Below are 17,737 nucleotides of genomic sequence, written 5' to 3'. Positions count from 1 at the left end.
CACGTGCGGATTCTTCTGGTCGAGGACGAGGCGGGCATGGTCGACGCGCTGACGGCCGCATTGCGCCACCATGGCATCGCGCTGGATCACGCCGGCACGCTGGCCGCGGCGCGCAGCCTCGCCGACAGCGGCCAGCACGACGCGGTGCTGCTGGACCGGCGGCTGCCGGATGGCGACGGGCTGGAGCTGCTGGTCCGGCTGCGCGCCCGGCAAGAGGGCGTGCCGGTCATCGTCATGACGGCGGTGGGCGAGCTGGCCGACAAGGTCGGCGGCCTGAACGCGGGCGCGGACGATTATCTGGTCAAGCCCTTCGCGTTCGATGAACTGCTGGCACGCCTGCGCGCCGTGCTGCGTCGTCCCGTGCTGATGCAGCCCGACGTGGTCCGGCTGGGGGGACTGGCGTTCGACCTGACACACAGCGAGGCCAGCGTCGCGGGCCAGCGGCTGGAACTGCCGCGCCGCGAATTGCTGGTGCTGGAAACCCTGGTCCGGCGGGCCGGCCGCACCGTGGTGCGCGCCGCGCTCGAGAGCGCGGTGTTCAGCCTGGATGATGATATCCAGTCCAACGCGCTGGACACGCATGTGTCGCGCCTGCGGCGCAAGCTGGAACAGGCGTCGGCGGGCGTGGAGATCTGCGGCATCCGCGGCGTGGGTTATCTGCTGCGGGCCCTGCCGTCCCAGGCTGTCGCATCATGACGGCGGACGGCCTTTCCGATCCGCCGGCCGGACGCCGCGCCTCGCTGGGACGGCGGCTGGTCTGGCGATTGGTGCTGGCGCAGGTGGGCATACAGATCCTGGTCGTGGCGCTGTTGTTCGTCACCGGCAATCTGGTCGAATTCTCGTCGCAGGAGAACACGGTGGAGATCCTGCAGGAGGCCGTGGCGCGCGATGCGTCCGGCGCGCTGGTGCTGCGCGACACGCCACGCCTGCGCGGCCTGCGCGCCGAGCAGCCCGATCTATGGGCCGTGTTGCGGGACGGCCAGGGCAGGGAGCTGCGCGATGGGCCCGTGCCGCCGGAATTCGCCGCCGTTGGCGGCGCGCTGGACGGCGTGGGCCAGGCGCGGCTGGGCTGGAACCTGGGCGATCCGCCGCGCGGCACGGCGCGGATGCGCAAGGTCGAGACCGGGGCGGGGCGCGTGGCCGTGCTGACGGGGCCAGCCAGTTCGATCACGGCGCGCAATGCGCTGATCGGGGCGGGCCTGGTCCTGTGGAAGATGGTGTTGCCGATCGCGTTGATGACGCTCGCGGCGACGCTGCTGGCCACCCATCTGGTGGTGCGGCGCACGCTGGGCGGATTGCGCGCGGCGGCCGAGCAGGCCGGTCGCATCGACATCGATCGTCGCGAAACGAGACTGCCCCTGGGCGACGTGCCGGAAGAAGCCGCCGCGCTGGTGCGGGCGGTCAACGGCGCGCTGGCCAGGCTGGACGAAGGCTATGCGCGCCACCAGCGCTTCCTGGCCGATGCCGCGCATGAGCTGCGCACGCCGATCGCCATCCTGAACATGCGCCTGGAGGCCTTGCCGGCCGGGCCGGAGCGCGCCCGCCTGCTGGAGGACGCGGCGCGCCTGTCCTTGCTGGCGGGACAATTGCTCGACGCGCAGCGGCTGGAGCGCGACAGCGCGCCGCTGCTGCCGCTGGACCTGGTCGAGCTGGTGCGCGGCGTCACGGCGGAGCTGGCGCCGCTGGCCGTTGGCGCCGGGTACCAGATCGCATTCGAGTCGGGGGCAGGGCCGGTGACGGTGGCCGGGGATCGGCCCGCGCTGGAGCGGGCCGTGTCGAACCTGGTGCAGAACGCCATCCAGCACGGCGGCCGTCGCGGCGTCATCACCTTGCGCGTTCATGGCGTTCGCGCGGTCGAGGTCTGCGACCAGGGCGACGGCGTGCCGCCAGGCTGGCGGGAAGACATCTTCAAACCCTTCGTCAAGGAGTCGCCGCACAGCACGGGTGCCGGCCTGGGCCTGAACCTGGTGGCCCGCATCATCCGCCGCCACGGAGGCGAAGTTTCCGTGGCGTCCGGGCCGGACGGCGGCGCCTGCTTTCGCCTTGATTTTCCCGAGCCTGGCGACGCCGATGTCGCGGCCGAACTCTCCCGGAGTCCGATATGAAGTTTCGCGTCGTGGCCTTGCGCCTCGCGCGTTGCCGTTCACTCGCGCGCGAGGCGCTGCGGGTGCTCGCGTGGCCCGCCATCCTCTGCGCCGGACTGGCCGGCACCAGCGCCGCGCTGGCGACGGCGTCGCCGATGTTCTGGTTCAATCTGGTCTATCTGGGCGTGGTCCTGTTGATCCTGGCCTGCGAGCGCATCCTGCCCTATGAGCGGGCCTGGCAAGCCAACGACGGAGAGATGCGCGAAGATCTGGCTCATACCTTGTTCACCAAGGGCGTGGCGCAGCTAGGGGCCTATCTCGCCACGCTGGCCGGCGCCGCCTCCGCGATCGCATTGCAACCCGCCGCGTCGCAGGCCGGACCGTGGCCCGCGCAATGGCCCATGGCCCTGCAGGTGGTCCTGGGGCTGGTGGTGGCGGAGCTGGGCCTGTATGTGGCGCATCGCGCCGCGCATGAATGGCGGCCGCTATGGCGCTTCCATGCGCTGCATCACAGCGTGCGCCGCCTATGGGTGATCAACACCGGGCGCTTTCATATCGTGGACACGCTGATGAAGATCGCATGCAGTCAGACGCCCTTGTTGCTGCTGGGCGCGCCCTTGCGCGTGTTCCTGTGGGTCAGCGCGGCCACCGCCTTCATCGGCCTGCTCACTCATTGCAACATCGACGTGCGCACGGGCTTCCTGGATCGGATCTTCAGCACGCCGCCGCTGCATCGCTGGCATCACTCCAAGCGCCTGCCCGAGGGCAATCGCAACTACGGTGAAAACGTGGTGCTGTGGGATAGGCTGTTCGGCACCTACTATCATCCGCGCGACCGTCGTCCACCGGTGGATATCGGCATCAGCGGGCGGATCCATGACGGATTCCTGCGCCAGTTGTGGCAGCCGTTCTCGGCGCGCGGCGCGCGCGACATCATGGAGCCCGCCGCCAAGGCGGAACGGCCGGCCTCGTGAGTCGGCCAGGATCCGTTGGCTGCGGTGAGCGGCCAGGTCTTCGGATGGGACAGCGCATGTCAGGCGGCGTGCTGCGATTCGGCGCGCCGCGCCTCGGGCGCAGGCCAGCGCAGGATGAAGCGCGCGCCGCCCAGCGGGCTGCCATGCACGCTGATGTCGCCATGATGCGCGGCCGCCACGCGCTGGACAATGGCCAGCCCGAGGCCGGCGCCGCCGGTGCCGCGGTCGCGGCTCTCGTCCAGACGGATGAAGGGTTCGAAGATCTTGTCGCGGTCCCTGGCCGGTATGCCCGGGCCGTCATCGTCGACGATCAGTTCGTAGGCGCCGTCCGCGCGAGCGGCCAGGGATACATGCACCAGGCGGCTGGCATAGCGTACCGCGTTCTGCACCAGGTTGAGCAGCGCCCGGCTCATGTAGCGGCGGTGCAGGCGGACCTGCGGCGGGCAATCGCCGTGCACTACGCAACGCACGGCGCGCGCTTGCGCCAGGTGGTCGACTTGCGCCAGCGTGTCGCCGAGCCAGTCGCGCGCGTCGATGGTTTCCTGCGGCATCATGTCGTCCGTCGGCCGTTCCAGACGCGCGTAGACCAGCAGTTCCGCCACCATGCTTTCCAGCTCGTCGATGTCCGCCTGCATGTCCTGCAGGATATGCTCGCGGCGCGCGCCGCTGCGGTCCTGCCGCAGCAGGTCGACTTCGAAGGCCAGCCGGGCCAGCGGCGTGCGCAGTTCATGCGAGACGGCGTTGGTCAGGCTGCGCTGGTTCTCGATCAGCGCGGCGATGCGCTCGGCCATCTGATTGAAGCTCTCGCCCACGTGCCGGATGCCGGCCACACGCGACAGGCGCACGCGGGTGCCCAGGTCTCCCTGGCCCATCAGCTGCGTGGCGTTGCGCAGCACGTTCAGGTCGCGCCAGATCGGCAAGGCCCACAGCAGGAACAGGGCGGTGGCCACGATCAGGCTCAGGAGCAGCCAGGCGCTCCACGCCAGCAGCCTGTCGGCCGGACTGTCGCCGGGCTGGCGTACCTGCAGCCATTGCGCCGGCTCGCCGGGCAGGGGGAAGAGGTAGATGCCGTTGTCTTCGCGAAAGACCACGCCCAGGCGGGTGAGCTGGTCCCGCTCCTTGTCGCCCAGCCTGACCTGTTCCTGGGGCAGCAAGTGGATGTCGGCGCCATACAGCGGCGCGATCTCCGCGTGGAGGATGCGCGCCCGGTCCGCCGGCGCGATGGCATCCAGTTCCTTGTGCAGGGCATGCAGTTCGCCGCGCACCGCGCGCAGGGCGACGCTCTCGATCTGCGGCCTGAAGAAATAGTTCAGGCTCCGGTCCACCATGAAGTACGCCACGAAGAAGCTGACGATGGCGACGACGAGTATGCGGAGGATGAATTTGATCATGGTGGACGAATGCGCGCGTGGCGCTGGCGAAGTGGCGCGGTCGTACTGCCAGGCGCGCTCGGGTTCCGGCTGGCTCTGTGCCGAATTTGTGAATAAATTTGCAATCCGGACCCGCTTTGTCCGTTGGCGGCGCAGGCTGTCTGGCGGCGGGACGCTCGCAACCCAGGCCGGGCCTGCCGTCGTGTGGAACGCTGGCTGCCGCGTTGACAAATCTTGCTCAAATCTTGACTGTTGGCTTGCATCTCGATGCGCCGGATCTGTCTATGATGACGATCCCTTTTTCGGGCAGGTGCCGTGGCTGCCATGACATTCCGTATGCGTCGTCGTGTCGGGCAGATCCGTCCGTGGCGGCGCGGCGCGGCCAGCGCCGCGCTGGCGTTGCTGGCGTCGCTCCTGCCGCTGGCCGCCCCGGCGGCGCAGGCGCAGGGCTCCTGCCTGGAAATCGTCCTGCTGGAAAAAGGCGGACGCCTCGCGTTGCGCGCCAGCGATGGCAAGACCGCCCTGACCGTGACCAGCGAGCGTTCCGTCAATGCCATCGCCAAGGAGTTCCTGAAGGTCTATGAGGCGTTGGATGGCAACCAGGGACTGGATGCCAGGTTCGATGCCAGGCTGGAGCTGCTGTCGGTGGAATTGCTGGGGCCCTTGCGCCCGGCCCTGAGAGAGGCGGCTTGCGTGGTGTTCGAGATCAACCCCCGCTTCCTGCATTTCGCGCTGGATCTGCTGCCGGTGGACGGCGAGCCCTTGTTCCTGGTCAAGCCAACCGCCTTCGCCCTGTCCCGGCCATCGCCCACGGCAATCGAAGGGCCTGCCGTCGGCGGACCGCTGCGCGGCCTGATCGTGCGCGATCCAGAAACGGATCCGGAGAATGGCGCGGGCGAAGCGCAGCGCTTGTTCCCGGCGTCAGACCTGTTGCACATCGAGCAGGCCGATCCGCGCATGTTCGCGCACGCGGACTACGACTTCCTGCTGATCAGCGCATACGGATCGGTAACGCCATCCTGGGGATCGGCGCCGGCGGACGAGGATGACGTCATCGAGCTGGGCGAGCGGGACATGGAGGCGGACGCGCTGGACGGGTCCCGGTTCAAGCTGGTCTATCTGGATTCGAGCCAGCTGGGCATCAGCGAATCATTCATCGCGTCGGCGCGCCGCAATGGCGTCCGCCATTTCCTGGCGCCCCTCATCAACAACGAGGCCGGCAATTCATCCACGCTCATGATCCGCTATTTCTTTGGAGGCTTGAGCCAGGGCCGCTCGCCGATGGACGCGCTGTTCCAGGCGCGCCGCGGCATACATCAGGAGTTCCAGGGCAAGGCAGGCCGGACCGAGCGGCTGTATTACGCCTATCCTTTCCGGCTGTATTTGCTGTGACCGCCGCGTCAAACCGGCGCGTCCCGCTCCAGGGGAAAGCCTTCATCCATCCAGCCGGTGATGCCGCCGGCCATGATCTTCACCGGATAGCCCAGGCGCGCGAGCGCGGCCGCGGCACGGGCCGCGCCGTTGCAGTGCGGCCCCGCGCAGTACGTCACGAACAGCGTGCCGGCTTCGTATTGCTGCCGCATGCGCGAGGCGATGATCTTGCGCCGCGGCAGGCTGAGCGCGCCGGGCACATGGCCTTGCGCATAGTTCTCCGGGCTGCGCACGTCCAGCAGCACGAAGCCGGGATCAGCCTGCTGGCTCAGCGCCTCGTGCGTGTCCCAGCAATCCGTCTCGAACCGGAACGCAGCCTCGAAATGCCGGACGGCCTCATCGGCGGGGGCGGCGGGGATCTGGGTCACGGCATTGACTGGCATGTTGGGGCTCCTGGTTCGGGATGAATGCGCAAGCGCGCGCAGGCCCTATTGTTGTCGGCCGCGCATGAGCGGACAATTGGCGGATTCGCCATTTATCGATCAAATCATGCCAAAACCGAAATTGCCCCGGAAACCGCTGAATCCCCTGGTCGCGGCATTGGTGTACGACGGCTTGTGCGTTTTCGAATTCTCATGCGCGGCCGAGGTGTTCGGCCTGCCCCGGCCTGAGTTCGGCGCCGACTGGTACCGCTTCGAAACCTGCGCCGTCGGCAGGCGCAGGGTCAGGAGCCAATACGGCCTGATCATGGAAAGCGATGGCGGGGTGGACAGGCTGGCGCAGGCCGGCACCATCATCGTTCCGGGTTGGCGCGGCGCTGACGAGCCGGTGCCGGCCGCCGTGATCGACGCCTTGCGCCTGGCCCACGCGCGCGGCGCGCGCCTGCTGTCGATCTGTTCCGGGGCCTTTGTGCTGGCGGCGACCGGCTTGCTCGACGGCAAGCGCGCGACCACGCACTGGCGCTATGCCGATGCCCTGCGCAGCCGGTATCCGCGCATCCAGGTCGATGCGGACGTGCTGTATGTGGACGAGGGGCAGCTGCTGACGTCGGCGGGCAGCGCGGCGGGCCTGGATCTGTGCCTGCACCTGCTGCGTCGCGATTACGGGCCGGCCAGGGCCAACCAGGTGGCGCGTAGGCTGGTGATCCCGCCGCATCGCGAGGGCGGTCAGGCGCAGTTCGTGGAGTCGCCGGTCGACCAGGAAGAGGGCGGTTCGCTGGCCCCGGTGCTCGATGCGCTGCGCGCGCGTATCGACCAGCCCTTGCGGATCGCCGATCTGGCCGCGAGCGCCGCCATGAGCGAGCGCACGTTCCTGCGCCGCTTCCAGGCGGCCACGGGCATGACGCCGGCCGATTGGATCGTGCGGGCCAGGCTGGATATCGCGCGCGAGCTGCTGGAACGCACGGGGCTGTCCATCGAGCAGATCGCCACGCGGACGGGGCTGGGCACGGCCATGACCATGCGGCATCATTTCCGCCGCAAGATGGGAGTGAGCCCCACTGAATACCGCCGCCAGTTCGGGCAGCGGGAGGGTGTGGCGGTCGCGTAGCGCGGTGGCAAGGGTTCAGGCGCGCATCCGCGCCTGACGCCGTCGGGGCAGGCCGCCGGTCAGCTGCGTGAGCCGGCGTCGCATGGGCGTGGAATAGTAGCGCGCGACCAGGCTGCCCAGCAGCGCCGACAGCAGCACGGCCAGCGCCGCACTGGCGCTGAGCGCGGCCGAGCACCAGCCGTCGGCCGCGATGGCGTTGCGGCACGACACCGAGGCCAGCAGCATCACCGGGAACATGTGCGTCAGATAGATCTCGTAGCTGTTCACACCCATCCAGCGCAGGAACGCCAGGCATAGCCCGGGCGGCTCCAGGCTCGGCTTGCGGCGGCTCCAGGCGATCAGCAGCAAGGCCGCGCCGATTTCCAGCGCCGTCACGTTCAGGCCGGCGCCGGTCAGTCCCAGCGCGTAGGTCGCCTTGCGCAGGAAGAACACCAGCGCGAACAGAACGCCGCCGCACAGCATGAACAGGCGGGTCGGCACATGGCGCGCGCGGGCGCTGTACAGCGCGGCCAGGCAGCCGATGGCGATGCCGTCCAGGCAGGAAAGATAGGAGTGGTCCGCCCAGATCTCGTTGTCGGGGAAGGCGACGCGGGCGAACGGCCCCAGCGCCACGAACAGCAGCAGCGTCAGCTTCAGCAGCCGTTCTCCCGTCGCCAGCGCCAGCATGCAAAGCAGCGGAAACGCCAGGTAGAACGCCTCTTCCACCGACAGCGACCACAGCACGTTCCAGGCGGCGGGCAGATAGCCGGTGCGCGCTTCCAGCCAGTTCAGGTGCATGCCCAACGCTGCCAGCGCCGCGCGCGCTAGGCTGGTGGTCTCGATGACGAATCCGGGCACGTCCAGCCCGTGCAGCGCCGCCAGCACGATCAGCAGGAGCAGCAGGCAGGGATAAATGCGCGCCGCGCGCCGCAGCAGAAAGGCGCGCCAGGGTACGGCATCCAGGGATCCCCAGCGTTCCAGCGCCGAGCGCGTGACGAGGAATCCGGAGATAACGAAAAAGATGATCACGCCGTAGTAGCCGCTGCGGAACACGATGTTGAACAGCGCCTGGGGCAATATCCTGCCAAGCAGGCTCTGCTCCTGCGGCATGTGGATCTGGATGTGCAGCAGCACGACGCACAGCACGGCGCAGCCCCGCAAGGCGTCGATCGCCGGCGTGCGCTGCGCGTCCATGCTGATGTGCGCCAAGGCGGCCGACGGTCGGTTTGCTGGCATGGGTAGTCGGGCGGGGGTGTGCAGCCGCCATGCTAGCCAGGCATTCGTGATGGGATTGGCGGACTCTGTATGGATTTTGTAATCGCGACGGCCTTGCGTCTTGAAATTAGGATTTTTCCAAATTAATATTTTTCCGAAATGAACGACACTTTCAAGGCACTCTCCAATCCCACCCGCCGGGAGATCATCGCCGCGTTGCGCGAGGGGCCGATGGCGTCCGGCGATATCGCCCGGCTGTTCGACATGAGCTGGCCCACCATCACCGGGCATCTGGCCGTCTTGAAGGATGCCGGGCTGATCGAGGCCGAGCGCGCCGGCACCTCGGTCCGTTATCGGCTGGTCTCCGGCGCGTTCGAGGATGCGCTGGCGTTCCTGCTGGATCTGGCGGGAGCGGGGCGCCCGGGTGCGCGGGCGTCCAAGACCAGGAAACCGGGAACATCATGAAAAGCGTGGAATCATCGGACGGCCTGCTGGGCAAGGGCGTTTATGCGCTGTTCGCGGCGCAGGTCGGCCTGGCCGCGTACATCGCTCTGTACGGACCGCAGGGGCCGTTGCCCATGCACTTCGACATGCACGGCAATGTCGACCGTTGGGGCAGCAGGCTGGAGGCCGCGGGCGTCCTGCTGGGCTTCGCCGTCCTGACGCTGGGCCTGGAGTCCATGATGAAACGCGTGCTGGCGCGCGCGGACGTGGCGGCCGGCACCCGCAAGTCCCTGGTGGCGGCCCGCGTCTGCACGGCGCTGGGCTTTGCGTTCGTGACCGCGCTGCTGGTGGCGCTGGGGCTGGGCCGGGTGCAGCCGGGAGCGGACCCGCTCTGGATCGCCCGTTGGGGGCTGGTGCTGGCATGGGTGGGAGTCCTGGTCGTGGGCGCCTTGCTCGGCAAGGCCGGGCCCAATCCCTGGGTAGGGCTGCGCGTCTACTGGACGCGGCGCAGCCGCCTGGCCTGGGAGCGGGCCAACCGCATGCTCGGCCACATCTATTTCCTGGGCAGCCTGACCGGACTGGCGCTCTTGCCCATCGTGGATGAAGCGCACGGCTACGCACTGCTGCTGGCCGTGGTCCTCGGCGGCGCGCTGGTGGCCACGATAGAAAGCTGGCGGGTCTGGCGCGCGGATCCCGAGCGACAGGCTTGAGGCCGACCGGGGCAGAGGCACCGGCATGCGGCGCAATGGCGTCCCCAAATGGAAGAGCGCCCCAGCTCTGGATGAGTCTGAGGCGCTCCTGCCCGGCTTCGCACGCGATGGGTGTCAGACAGCCCGGCGAGTCCAATCTACTGCCGGGGGTAGCGGCGGGCAATAGGGAAAACCCCAGAAAATCAGGGTGTTACACGTCCCCATATGGCGGGGCGCGGGCCGTGGCCGGCCGGCGGCGGCAGCCCGGATTGCTGCTGTCAAGGCGAGCGGGCCGGTTTTGTCCGTCTCGGCATGCGCGAATGGTCGGGCGTTCGCGCGCCGCCGACACTGTGGATCCCTACACAGTGTCGGAGAACGGAAATGCGGCGCAATTTGAAGCGGCAGGCGGGCCAGGGCATGACCGAATACATCATCGTCGTGGCCCTGGTGGCGGTGGCGGCCATCGCGGTCTATCAGTACTTCGGCCAGGTGGTGCGCGCGCAGGTCGCGGCCATGGCCCATGAGCTGTCCGGCGAAGACGGCAGCGCGTCGCTGCGCGCGGGGCGGCAGGCCGCGCAGAAGGCAGCGGGCGAAACCCGGGCCGTGTCACTCAAGGCCTATGGCGGCAACGTGGCGGGCGGCAAGTGATGGCGCGCCACGGCCATGCGTCGGCGCAGCGCGGGCAGGCCTTGGTCGCGGGCCTCGTCCTGCTGGCCGGCGCCGTCGCGGCGCTGGTCGCCATGCACAGACTGGGCAGGATCATCGAGCAGCGCGTCCGGCTGACCCACGCCGTGGACGCGGCCGCGTACAGCGGCGCGCTGCTGCAGGCGCGCCACCTCAATGCCATCGCCTATGCCAATCGCAGTCAGATCGCGCATCAGGTTGCGATGGCGCACCTGGTCACGCTGGCCGCGTCGGCGCGCTACCTCGATAGCGCGCAGGCGCAGGCCCGACGCCGCAACCCGCCTCCCAGTCTGCTGGGTAATCTGTTCGGCGCCCGCGCCGGGCAGGCTTATCGCGACATGCAAGGCCTGCCCGGCGCCGGGGCCGGCCTGGCGGATGCGCTGGCGCGGCACGACGCCGTCGTGCATGGCGTGCTGGCGGATGTGGCGGCGGCCGAGGCCCGCGACCTGATCGCCGAGCGCGACCGCATCATGTCGCGGGTGTTGCATGCCAGTTTTTCTGGCGAGCAAGCGGATGGGACGCACACGGTCGAAGTCGTCGACACGCCGCTGGCCGGTCTGAGCCTGCGCGTGCTTGATGACAGCGCGGCGGGATTCATCGAACGCATCGCGCCCGGCTCCGGCTCCGGCCTGGCCGATGCCGCGCGGGCGGCGGCGCGGCGCTACGGTTTCCTTGCGTCTCGCGATGCCACCCGCAGTGGCGCGACGGCGGTGCTGTCGTCGTGCCCATCGCTGCGCAACGAGCTACGACGCGGCGGCGCGACGTGGCTGGGGCCGGACGGCCGTTGGGCGGCAGTCGACACGCAGTCCTTCCACGCCTTGCGCAGCAATCGATGGATCGGCTGCTATTTTCGCGAGTACGCAATGGGTTGGGGCATCGCGCTCGATGGCGCCAGCCCGCCGCCCGCGAGTCTGCGCTACGCGGACGCGCCACCGGCGGACTTCTCGCAACAGGACTTCTGGCGCTGGGTGCAGGCCTTTGCGGGCTGGGACCTTGTGGCCGGGACGGGCAATCCGTTGGCGAATTCCTACGGCATGGCCCAGGGGCGGCAAGCGGCGGGCTCGGGGCTGCCCGCGTACCACGATATCGCGCGGTCCAGGCGGGGGCTTCCCTTGAGTTTCACTGTGCAGGCGCGCCTGGCGCCGAATGGCGTGCCGGAAACGGCGCGGCCGGGCAATCCGTATGCCCGGACCATCATGGCGTCCAGCACGGCGCAGACCTATTTCGTCCGGCCGTCGCCGAGCCCGGATGGGCGAGACGAGCTTGCCACCTTGTTCCGCCCGTATTGGCAGGCCCGGCTGGCTGCTGCCGGGCCTGCGGAGGAAGGCCAGGAGGGCAGGCCATGAGGGACGTGTGCCTTCCGCTTGCCGCGCAACGCGGGCAGGCCTTGATCGAGTCCGTGCTGTTGCTGTCCTTGCTGACGTTGTTGCTGCACGCCGCGCTGGGCCTGGGGCGGGCGCAGCTTGCGGCCATGCAGCTGGGCAATTCCAGCCGCAAGGCCGCCATGACCGCCGCGCGCGGGCAGGCCATGTCCTTGCACGACGTGCGCAATGGCGTGGCCCTGCGCGGCGTCGCGCAGGTGGCTCGCGGCGGATCCGCGTCCGCCGCGAGCCAGTCCTTGCGCAACGATTGGTTGGGCGAGGCCCGGCTGGTGCAGGTGCGCGCCGATACGACGGTCGCTATGCCACCGCCGTTTTCCGGTTTGCGCATCAGTCGCCAGGTCCAGGTGCTGAGCGGGGCGGGACATGCACGCGATGATGCGGACGCGCAGCGTCGTGTCGGCGCCGCGAGCCTGTCGTGGCGGCGGGTATCGCAGGTTTCGCAGGAACGCGCGCGCGCCATGGGTCAACTGCTGGAGACGGCCGAGTCCCCTTGGGGCCGGCCCGCGCTGTCCATGGATTGGCTCGCGGCATGGCATGACGTGGCAGCGGCCGACAGCCTCTTCGCGGATGGGGGGCGGCCGTGAGGTTACTCCTGTCCCCGTTCTTTGCCACATCCTGCGCACGGGGCGGCGCACGCCCGGCGTCATGCTTCGGCTCCGTGGCTGAAATATGCCGCCGCGCGCTGGCCGCGACGTTGGCCTTGACGGCTGGCGCGTTGCCCCGCGCGGGCGCCCAGACCGTGCAAGCCTTGTGGCCGGATGCGGCGACTCGCGGGCTCGTCACCGATGGCATGGCATTGGCGGTTACGCGGCCCGCAACGCCTGCCAACCTGCAGCTGGCCGCCGGTGCCCGGCGGCAGTGGTTGGCCGACCGTCTCTGGCTGTATGGCCAGCCGGCGGGCGTGCTCGTGTTCGACACGCCGCAGGACGTGCCGGAACTCATACGTTCGCTGTCCGGGCAGCAGCCCGCCCTTGTTGATCTGCATGTGTTGCCTGGACAGGTTTTGCTGTCGGGAAAGGTGGGCGACGCGCAATGGGTGGCGCAGATGGAAGCCGTGGGGGCGCGGCGTACCGTCGGCAGCATTTCTCAGGTCCGGCTTGGCGCGCCGGCCGCTTTTGTGCCGCCCGCGTGGCTGCCTGCGGACGCGAGCCTGAAGCTGGATTTTGAAATCCATGAAGACGGCCGCCGCATGCGGGAACAGATCTGGCGCAGCGCCTTGTCCCCGCGTCGGGCGCAGGCCTTGGCGCAGCGTCGCCTGCGCGACGCGGGTTGGCGCGCCGCGCGAGTTCCGGCAGGCGCGGCGCAGCGCTGGGAACGGGACGACGCGGCATTGCAATGGACCGCGACCCCGGTGGAACAGGGCAGCGGCATATGGATCAGGAGCTGGACACGATGAAAACCCTGTTGATGCGGGCGTGGCGCCGTTTTGGCGCCTACGGGCTGGCGCTGGCAGCGGCCCTGGCCACGGCCTGGGCGGTGCGCGAACATGTCGGACAAGTCGAGCCCGAGCCGGTGGCGGCCAACGCGCCCGTTGTCGAACGACTGGTGGCGGCCGAGGACCTGGCGGCGGGCACGCGGCTGGACGAATCGCACCTGCAGCGACGGCAGGTTCCCGCGGCCTGGGCGCCCCGTGCCAGCCTGGATCCGCTGGCGGCGCAAGCATTGCTGGGCGCGGTGCTGTCAGCGGATATCGATGCGGGCGAGATTATCCTGCCGGCACATCTGCTGGGCCAACCCGCCGGGCAGGCGTCGACGGCGCCTGCGGCGCAGCTTGCATTGCCAGCAGGAATGCGCGCCTTGAATGTGACCGTTGCCGATCTCGGGCCGTTGGCTGGCCGGCTGCGCGTGGGCGACAGCGTCGACGTCTACGCATCCTTTGTCCACGACGGCAAGCGCAACGCCGCTCCGGTGCTGTTGGCGGCCCGGGTCCTGTCCGTCGGCGCGCCGGCCGACGATGGCGCGCCGGACACGGCGAACGCCATGCTGGCGGTCCGCCCCGAGGATGCCCTGCGCTTCGTCGCTGCCCGACAGGGAGGCATCCTGACGGCCATGCTGCGTCACCGGGACGACGCGGTGGCCGTGCGCGACGAGGATCAGGCCGATCCGGCCGCCTTGCAGCGCATGCCCGCCGAACTCCCTCCGGCGGGCGGCGTTGTCATCCTCTACGGAGACCGGCTGGACGGCCGGGCGCCGCGCGGTGCGGGCGACGGATACGGCGTCGGGGCAGACGGGGGGGCGACATGGCGCTGAACCGTTATCGGCTGGCCGCCATGCTGGGTCTGTGTGGCTGCCTGGCGGGCGTTCAGGCGCAGACCATCCTGGTGGAACTGGAGGTGGGGGAAAGCCGGGTGCTGTCCCATCCGGGCGTGCGGCGCGTGGCGGTCGGCAACGGACAGGTGTTGCGCGCGGCCGACGCCGACGGGCAGGAAATCGTCATTTTCGGCCGCGCCGAGGGCGAGTCCTCGGTGCATGTCTGGACGGACGCTGGACGGCCCACCGCCTATGCGTTCAGAGTCGTGCCGGCAGGCGTGGCGCGCCAACGTGCCGAGGTCGAGGCGCTGCTCGCGCGCATTCCGTCGGCCCGGAGCATGCACGTCGGCGGCAGCATCGTCATCGAAGGCGACGATCTGTCCGACCAGGACCGCGCCCGCATCGCCGCGCTGGCCGAGCGCTATCCGTCAGTGCTGGACCTCACGGGACAGGTCGGCTGGGACCGCATGGTGCTGCTGGACGTGCAGGTCGTGGAGATCCCGACCTCGCGCCTGCGTGAGTTCGGCCTGAAGTGGGATGGCCTGACGCAAGGCGGGGTGAATGTCGGGCTGGCCTGGGACGGTGGCTCCACGAGTCGTCTGGAGCGGCCCGGCGAATCGCCGGTCGCCACGAACGGCCCTGTTTCCAACGCGGCCGGCTATTTTGGCGTCAATGCGCTGCTGTCGGCGCGCCTGGCCTTGCTGGCGCAGCGCGGCGAGGCGGTCATGCTGGCCCAGCCCCAACTGCTGGCGCGTAGCGGCGCCAGCGCGACCTTTCTGGCTGGCGGCGAATTGCCCTATGTGTCCACGGATGCCAATGGCAGAAACGCCACGGTGTTCAAACCCTATGGCGTATCGCTCAAGATCACGCCGCGCATTGACCGCAACGACGTGATCCGTTCACTGATCGAAGTCGAGGCGAGTTCGGTGGACACCAGCCTGAACCTGCCGGGCGGACCCGCGCTGCGCATGCGCCGCGCGTCCACCGAGTTCAATGTCCGATCCGGCAGCACATTGGTCATCGGTGGCTTTCTGTCGCGCGAGCAGGGCCGGGACGTGAGCGGTTTGCCAGGGTTGCTGGACGTGCCTGTGCTGGGGGCTTTGTTTGCGTCGCGTCGCTATCAGTTGCGCGAAACCGAGCTGGCGATCTTCGTGACGCCGCGCATCGTGTCCGCGCAGGATCCCGGCCTGGCCGAGCGGGCGCGACGCGGCCGGGACCTGCTCGACGCGGCGTTTCCCGACCCCCCGCGTCTGGGCACCTCGTCCCTGGCCGCCGACCCTGGCCCGGCGGCGGGGTGGGACCCCTACCGCGGCCCCGGGTCCCAATGGTCGGACGCCGCTGCCGTGCGTACGCCGCACAACCAGGAGTGATGCCGTGCTGGATATTGAACTGAACTTTCCCGATGCCGCGCCGCGCCGGATGAGCCTGCCGTCGCCGGTGCTGGTGGGACGCGCGGCGCCTTGCGGGCTGCGCATTGCCCATTGGCGCGTGGCGCGCAGGCACGCGTGGCTGCGCGCCGTCGAGACGGGCGTGCTGCTGGAAGACCTGGATTCGCTGTCGGGAACCCTGCTCAACGGCGCCAGAGTGGAGCGTCTGGCGGCCGTGCTGCCGGAGGACGATATCTTCATCGGGCCATGCCGCCTGCGGGTGTCGCGTGGCGCGGTCCCTGACGTGCAAGTGCCTGTGGCCACGCCGGCAGGGCCGCATTCCGGCGCGGCGCCGCTGCCGCGCGAAACCGACATCCTGCTCGAGTCGGCGTTCGCATCCAGGCTGGCGCATCGCCGGCGCCTGCATGCCGCGCTGCTGGAAGCGCTGGACCTGCGGCGGCGCGACCTGGCCGGCGTCAGCGATAGCGCCTTGCGCGCCGAGGCGGGGCGGTTGCTGACGCAGATCGTCGCCGACGATCAGGACATGCCGGCGGGCGTCGACCCTGCCGCGCTATGCCAGGAAGTGCTGGACGAGGCCGTGGGCCTGGGGCCGCTGGAACCCTTGCTGGCCGCCGCCGATGTGACCGAGATCATGGTGAACCGCCACGACGAGATCTATGTCGAGCGGCAAGGTCGCCTGTACCGCCATCCGGCCGCGTTTTCCAGCGAGCAGTCCGTGCGCTGGGCGATCGATCGCGTCGTCACGCCGCTGGGCCGCCGTATCGACGAAGCGGCGCCGATGGTCGACGCCCGGTTGCCGGACGGGTCGCGCATGCACGCCATCATCCCGCCCGCCGCGATCCGGGGCGCGAGCCTGACGATCCGCAAGTTTCCCGGGCGCAGCCTGACGCTCGATGCGCTGACGCGTGGCGGTTCGTTGAGCACGGCCATGGCGGCCTTCCTGGCGTTCGGCGTGCGAGCCCGGCGCAACCTGATCGTTTCGGGCGGCACGGGGTCCGGCAAGACCACGCTGTTGAACGTGCTGTCCAACGAGATTCCCGACGCCGAGCGCGTGATCACCATCGAGGATGCCGCAGAGCTGCGCCTGGAACACGCGCACCGGGTGGCGCTGGAGGCGCGTCCGCCCAACGCGGAAGGCAAGGGCAGGATCGACATTCGCGAACTGGTGCGCAATGCGCTGCGCATGCGGCCGGACCGGATCGTCGTCGGCGAATGCCGCGGCGGCGAGGCGTTCGACATGCTCACGGCGATGAATACCGGTCACGAAGGTTCGCTGACCACGTTGCACGCGAACTCGCCGCGCGATGCGCTGGCCCGCCTGGAAGCCATGGTGCTGATGGCCGGGCTGGATCTGCCTCTGGCCGCCGTGCGCGAGCATATCGCCGCCAGCGTCGACCTGATCCTGCAATCGGCGCGCCTGGCCGATGGCCGGCGCCTGGTGACGTCCATCGTCGAACTGACCGGCATCGAAAGCGGCCGCATCCAGCTGCAGGAGCTGTTCCGTTTCGATCGCCGGCAGGGATTCGTGGCTTGCGGCGTGTTCCCCGCTTTCGCACGGGTTGGAAACGAGATCGGAGGCCTGTGCGACCCTGCCTGGTTTCAGGCGCCGCCATCCGAGGCGGTCGACGGCGCGAGTCGTCCGGGCCGAGGCATGGCGGAGCGGCCATGACCGGAATCGCGGCCGGACTGGCCATGTTCTGCGTCGCGTTGCTGGCAGGGCGGATGCTGGCAGCGCGCCGGCGTCGAGCGGCACGGGCTGTCCCATGGCCCTTGAGCGCCTTGCACCGGGCTCGGATCCGCCGGCGCGCCAGCATGTTCGAACGGCAGCTGTCCGTGGCCTTGCCGATGCTGAGTTCCTCGCTGCGCGCCGGCGCCGCACTCAACACGGCACTGCGCCATCTGGCCGAGAACGGCGAGGCGCCGTTGTCGCAGGAGCTTGGCCTGCTGCTGCGCGAGCAGCGGCTGGGCATCCCCTGGGATGAGGCGCTGGCCCGGCTGGAACAGCGGGTGCCGTCCGAGGCAACCGCCCTGACCGCCGCGGCCTTGCGTATCGCCACGCGATCCGGCGGCAATCTGGCCGAGGCGCTGGACCGCATCGCGGACACCTTGCGCGCCCGTTCGCAGTTGCAGGCCCGGCTGCGGGCGCTGACGTCCCAGGGGCGCATGCAGGCCTGGATCGTCGGCGCCTTGCCGGTGCTGCTGCTGGCGGTGCTTTACCTGCTGGAACCGGCGATCATGAACCTGCTGTGGCGCACACCGGCCGGCTGGGGCGTGCTGGCGCTGCTGGCCGCGCTGGAGACCGCTGGCGTGGTGCTGATCCGGCGCATCGCAAGGATCGATGCATGAGGCGCCGCTCCGT

At 69.5% G+C, this 17,737-nt stretch carries 18 protein-coding genes; 15 read left to right on the top strand and 3 right to left on the bottom strand.

Annotated elements, in window-relative coordinates; all coding sequences use genetic code 11:
• Window positions 1-3: 3 nt before the first annotated feature.
• Genes C2U31_RS25200 through C2U31_RS25190 form a run of 3 tightly spaced genes read left to right on the top strand, consistent with a single transcriptional unit; the run spans window position 4 to window position 3,058 of the window.
• Window positions 4-696, top strand: coding sequence for a response regulator transcription factor (locus C2U31_RS25200; protein ID WP_103275301.1), 693 nt, complete (start codon window positions 4-6; stop codon window positions 694-696).
• Window positions 693-2,105, top strand: coding sequence for a HAMP domain-containing sensor histidine kinase (locus C2U31_RS25195; protein ID WP_103275300.1), 1,413 nt, complete (start codon window positions 693-695; stop codon window positions 2,103-2,105). The genes C2U31_RS25200 and C2U31_RS25195 overlap by 4 nt, the downstream gene beginning before the upstream one ends.
• Window positions 2,102-3,058 carry a sterol desaturase family protein gene (locus C2U31_RS25190; protein WP_103275299.1) on the top strand — a complete coding sequence of 319 codons (957 nt, stop codon included), beginning with the start codon at window positions 2,102-2,104 and terminating at the stop codon, window positions 3,056-3,058. The genes C2U31_RS25195 and C2U31_RS25190 overlap by 4 nt, the downstream gene beginning before the upstream one ends.
• A 59-nt stretch (window positions 3,059-3,117) precedes the next feature.
• Here C2U31_RS25190 and C2U31_RS25185 read toward each other — a convergent pair whose 3' ends face one another.
• Window positions 3,118-4,449: an ATP-binding protein gene (locus C2U31_RS25185; protein WP_103275298.1), complete on the bottom strand. Its 1,332-nt coding sequence runs from the start codon at window positions 4,447-4,449 to the stop codon at window positions 3,118-3,120.
• Window positions 4,450-4,764: 315 nt separating this feature from the next.
• Between C2U31_RS25185 and C2U31_RS25180 the strand changes: the two genes are divergently transcribed.
• Complete coding sequence (locus C2U31_RS25180; RefSeq protein WP_103275297.1) at window positions 4,765-5,820, top strand: hypothetical protein; 1,056 nt, start codon at window positions 4,765-4,767, stop codon at window positions 5,818-5,820.
• Between the two features lie 8 nt (window positions 5,821-5,828).
• Here the strand turns inward: C2U31_RS25180 and C2U31_RS25175 are convergent, their stop codons facing one another.
• The gene (locus tag C2U31_RS25175; protein WP_103275296.1) at window positions 5,829-6,242 is read right to left on the bottom strand and encodes a rhodanese-like domain-containing protein; all 414 of its coding nucleotides are present in this window, start codon (window positions 6,240-6,242) and stop codon (window positions 5,829-5,831) included.
• 106 nt (window positions 6,243-6,348) lie between these two features.
• On the opposite strand from C2U31_RS25175, the gene ftrA reads away from it, so the two are divergent.
• Complete coding sequence (ftrA, locus tag C2U31_RS25170; protein ID WP_103276571.1) at window positions 6,349-7,347, top strand: transcriptional regulator FtrA; 999 nt, start codon at window positions 6,349-6,351, stop codon at window positions 7,345-7,347.
• Between the two features lie 15 nt (window positions 7,348-7,362).
• Here ftrA and C2U31_RS25165 read toward each other — a convergent pair whose 3' ends face one another.
• Complete coding sequence (locus tag C2U31_RS25165; RefSeq protein ID WP_233772497.1) at window positions 7,363-8,562, bottom strand: acyltransferase; 1,200 nt, start codon at window positions 8,560-8,562, stop codon at window positions 7,363-7,365.
• Window positions 8,563-8,700: 138 nt separating this feature from the next.
• Between C2U31_RS25165 and C2U31_RS25160 the strand changes: the two genes are divergently transcribed.
• The 10 genes from C2U31_RS25160 (at window position 8,701) to C2U31_RS25115 (ending at window position 17,724) form a co-directional block, all read left to right on the top strand.
• Complete coding sequence (locus C2U31_RS25160) at window positions 8,701-9,006, top strand: metalloregulator ArsR/SmtB family transcription factor (RefSeq protein WP_103275295.1); 306 nt, start codon at window positions 8,701-8,703, stop codon at window positions 9,004-9,006.
• Window positions 9,003-9,695, top strand: a complete 693-nt coding sequence (locus C2U31_RS25155; RefSeq protein WP_103275294.1) for an SdpI family protein — start codon at window positions 9,003-9,005, stop codon at window positions 9,693-9,695. The genes C2U31_RS25160 and C2U31_RS25155 overlap by 4 nt, the downstream gene beginning before the upstream one ends.
• Before the next feature lie 360 nt (window positions 9,696-10,055).
• Window positions 10,056-10,322: a hypothetical protein gene (locus C2U31_RS25150; RefSeq protein ID WP_103275293.1), complete on the top strand. Its 267-nt coding sequence runs from the start codon at window positions 10,056-10,058 to the stop codon at window positions 10,320-10,322.
• A complete protein-coding gene (locus tag C2U31_RS25145; RefSeq protein WP_103275292.1) occupies window positions 10,322-11,704 on the top strand; it encodes a hypothetical protein in 1,383 nt (460 codons plus the stop codon). The genes C2U31_RS25150 and C2U31_RS25145 overlap by 1 nt, the downstream gene beginning before the upstream one ends.
• Before the next feature lie 53 nt (window positions 11,705-11,757).
• On the top strand, window positions 11,758-12,324 hold the full coding sequence (locus C2U31_RS25140; protein WP_158658457.1) for a pilus assembly protein: 567 nt from the start codon (window positions 11,758-11,760) through the stop codon (window positions 12,322-12,324).
• A gap of 155 nt (window positions 12,325-12,479) precedes the next feature.
• Window positions 12,480-13,136, top strand: coding sequence for a hypothetical protein (locus tag C2U31_RS25135; RefSeq protein WP_158658456.1), 657 nt, complete (start codon window positions 12,480-12,482; stop codon window positions 13,134-13,136).
• Entirely contained in the window at window positions 13,133-13,990 is an 858-nt protein-coding gene (cpaB, locus tag C2U31_RS25130) for a Flp pilus assembly protein CpaB (RefSeq protein WP_199770889.1), read from the top strand. The genes C2U31_RS25135 and cpaB overlap by 4 nt, the downstream gene beginning before the upstream one ends.
• The gene (locus C2U31_RS25125) at window positions 13,981-15,360 is read left to right on the top strand and encodes a pilus assembly protein N-terminal domain-containing protein (protein WP_199770888.1); all 1,380 of its coding nucleotides are present in this window, start codon (window positions 13,981-13,983) and stop codon (window positions 15,358-15,360) included. Before cpaB ends, C2U31_RS25125 begins: the two co-directional genes overlap by 10 nt.
• 49 nt (window positions 15,361-15,409) lie before the next feature.
• The gene (locus C2U31_RS25120) at window positions 15,410-17,047 is read left to right on the top strand and encodes an ATPase, T2SS/T4P/T4SS family (protein WP_103276567.1); all 1,638 of its coding nucleotides are present in this window, start codon (window positions 15,410-15,412) and stop codon (window positions 17,045-17,047) included.
• A 143-nt stretch (window positions 17,048-17,190) separates the two neighbouring features.
• Entirely contained in the window at window positions 17,191-17,724 is a 534-nt protein-coding gene (locus C2U31_RS25115; protein WP_369869705.1) for a type II secretion system F family protein, read from the top strand.
• The last annotated feature ends 13 nt before the right edge of the window (window positions 17,725-17,737 follow it).

The sequence above is a fragment of the Achromobacter sp. AONIH1 genome (genome assembly GCF_002902905.1).
Lineage (GTDB): Bacteria > Pseudomonadota > Gammaproteobacteria > Burkholderiales > Burkholderiaceae_B > Achromobacter.
The sequence above is the reverse complement of the archived record's forward strand: the minus strand, read 5'-3'. Positions and strand labels throughout refer to the sequence as shown.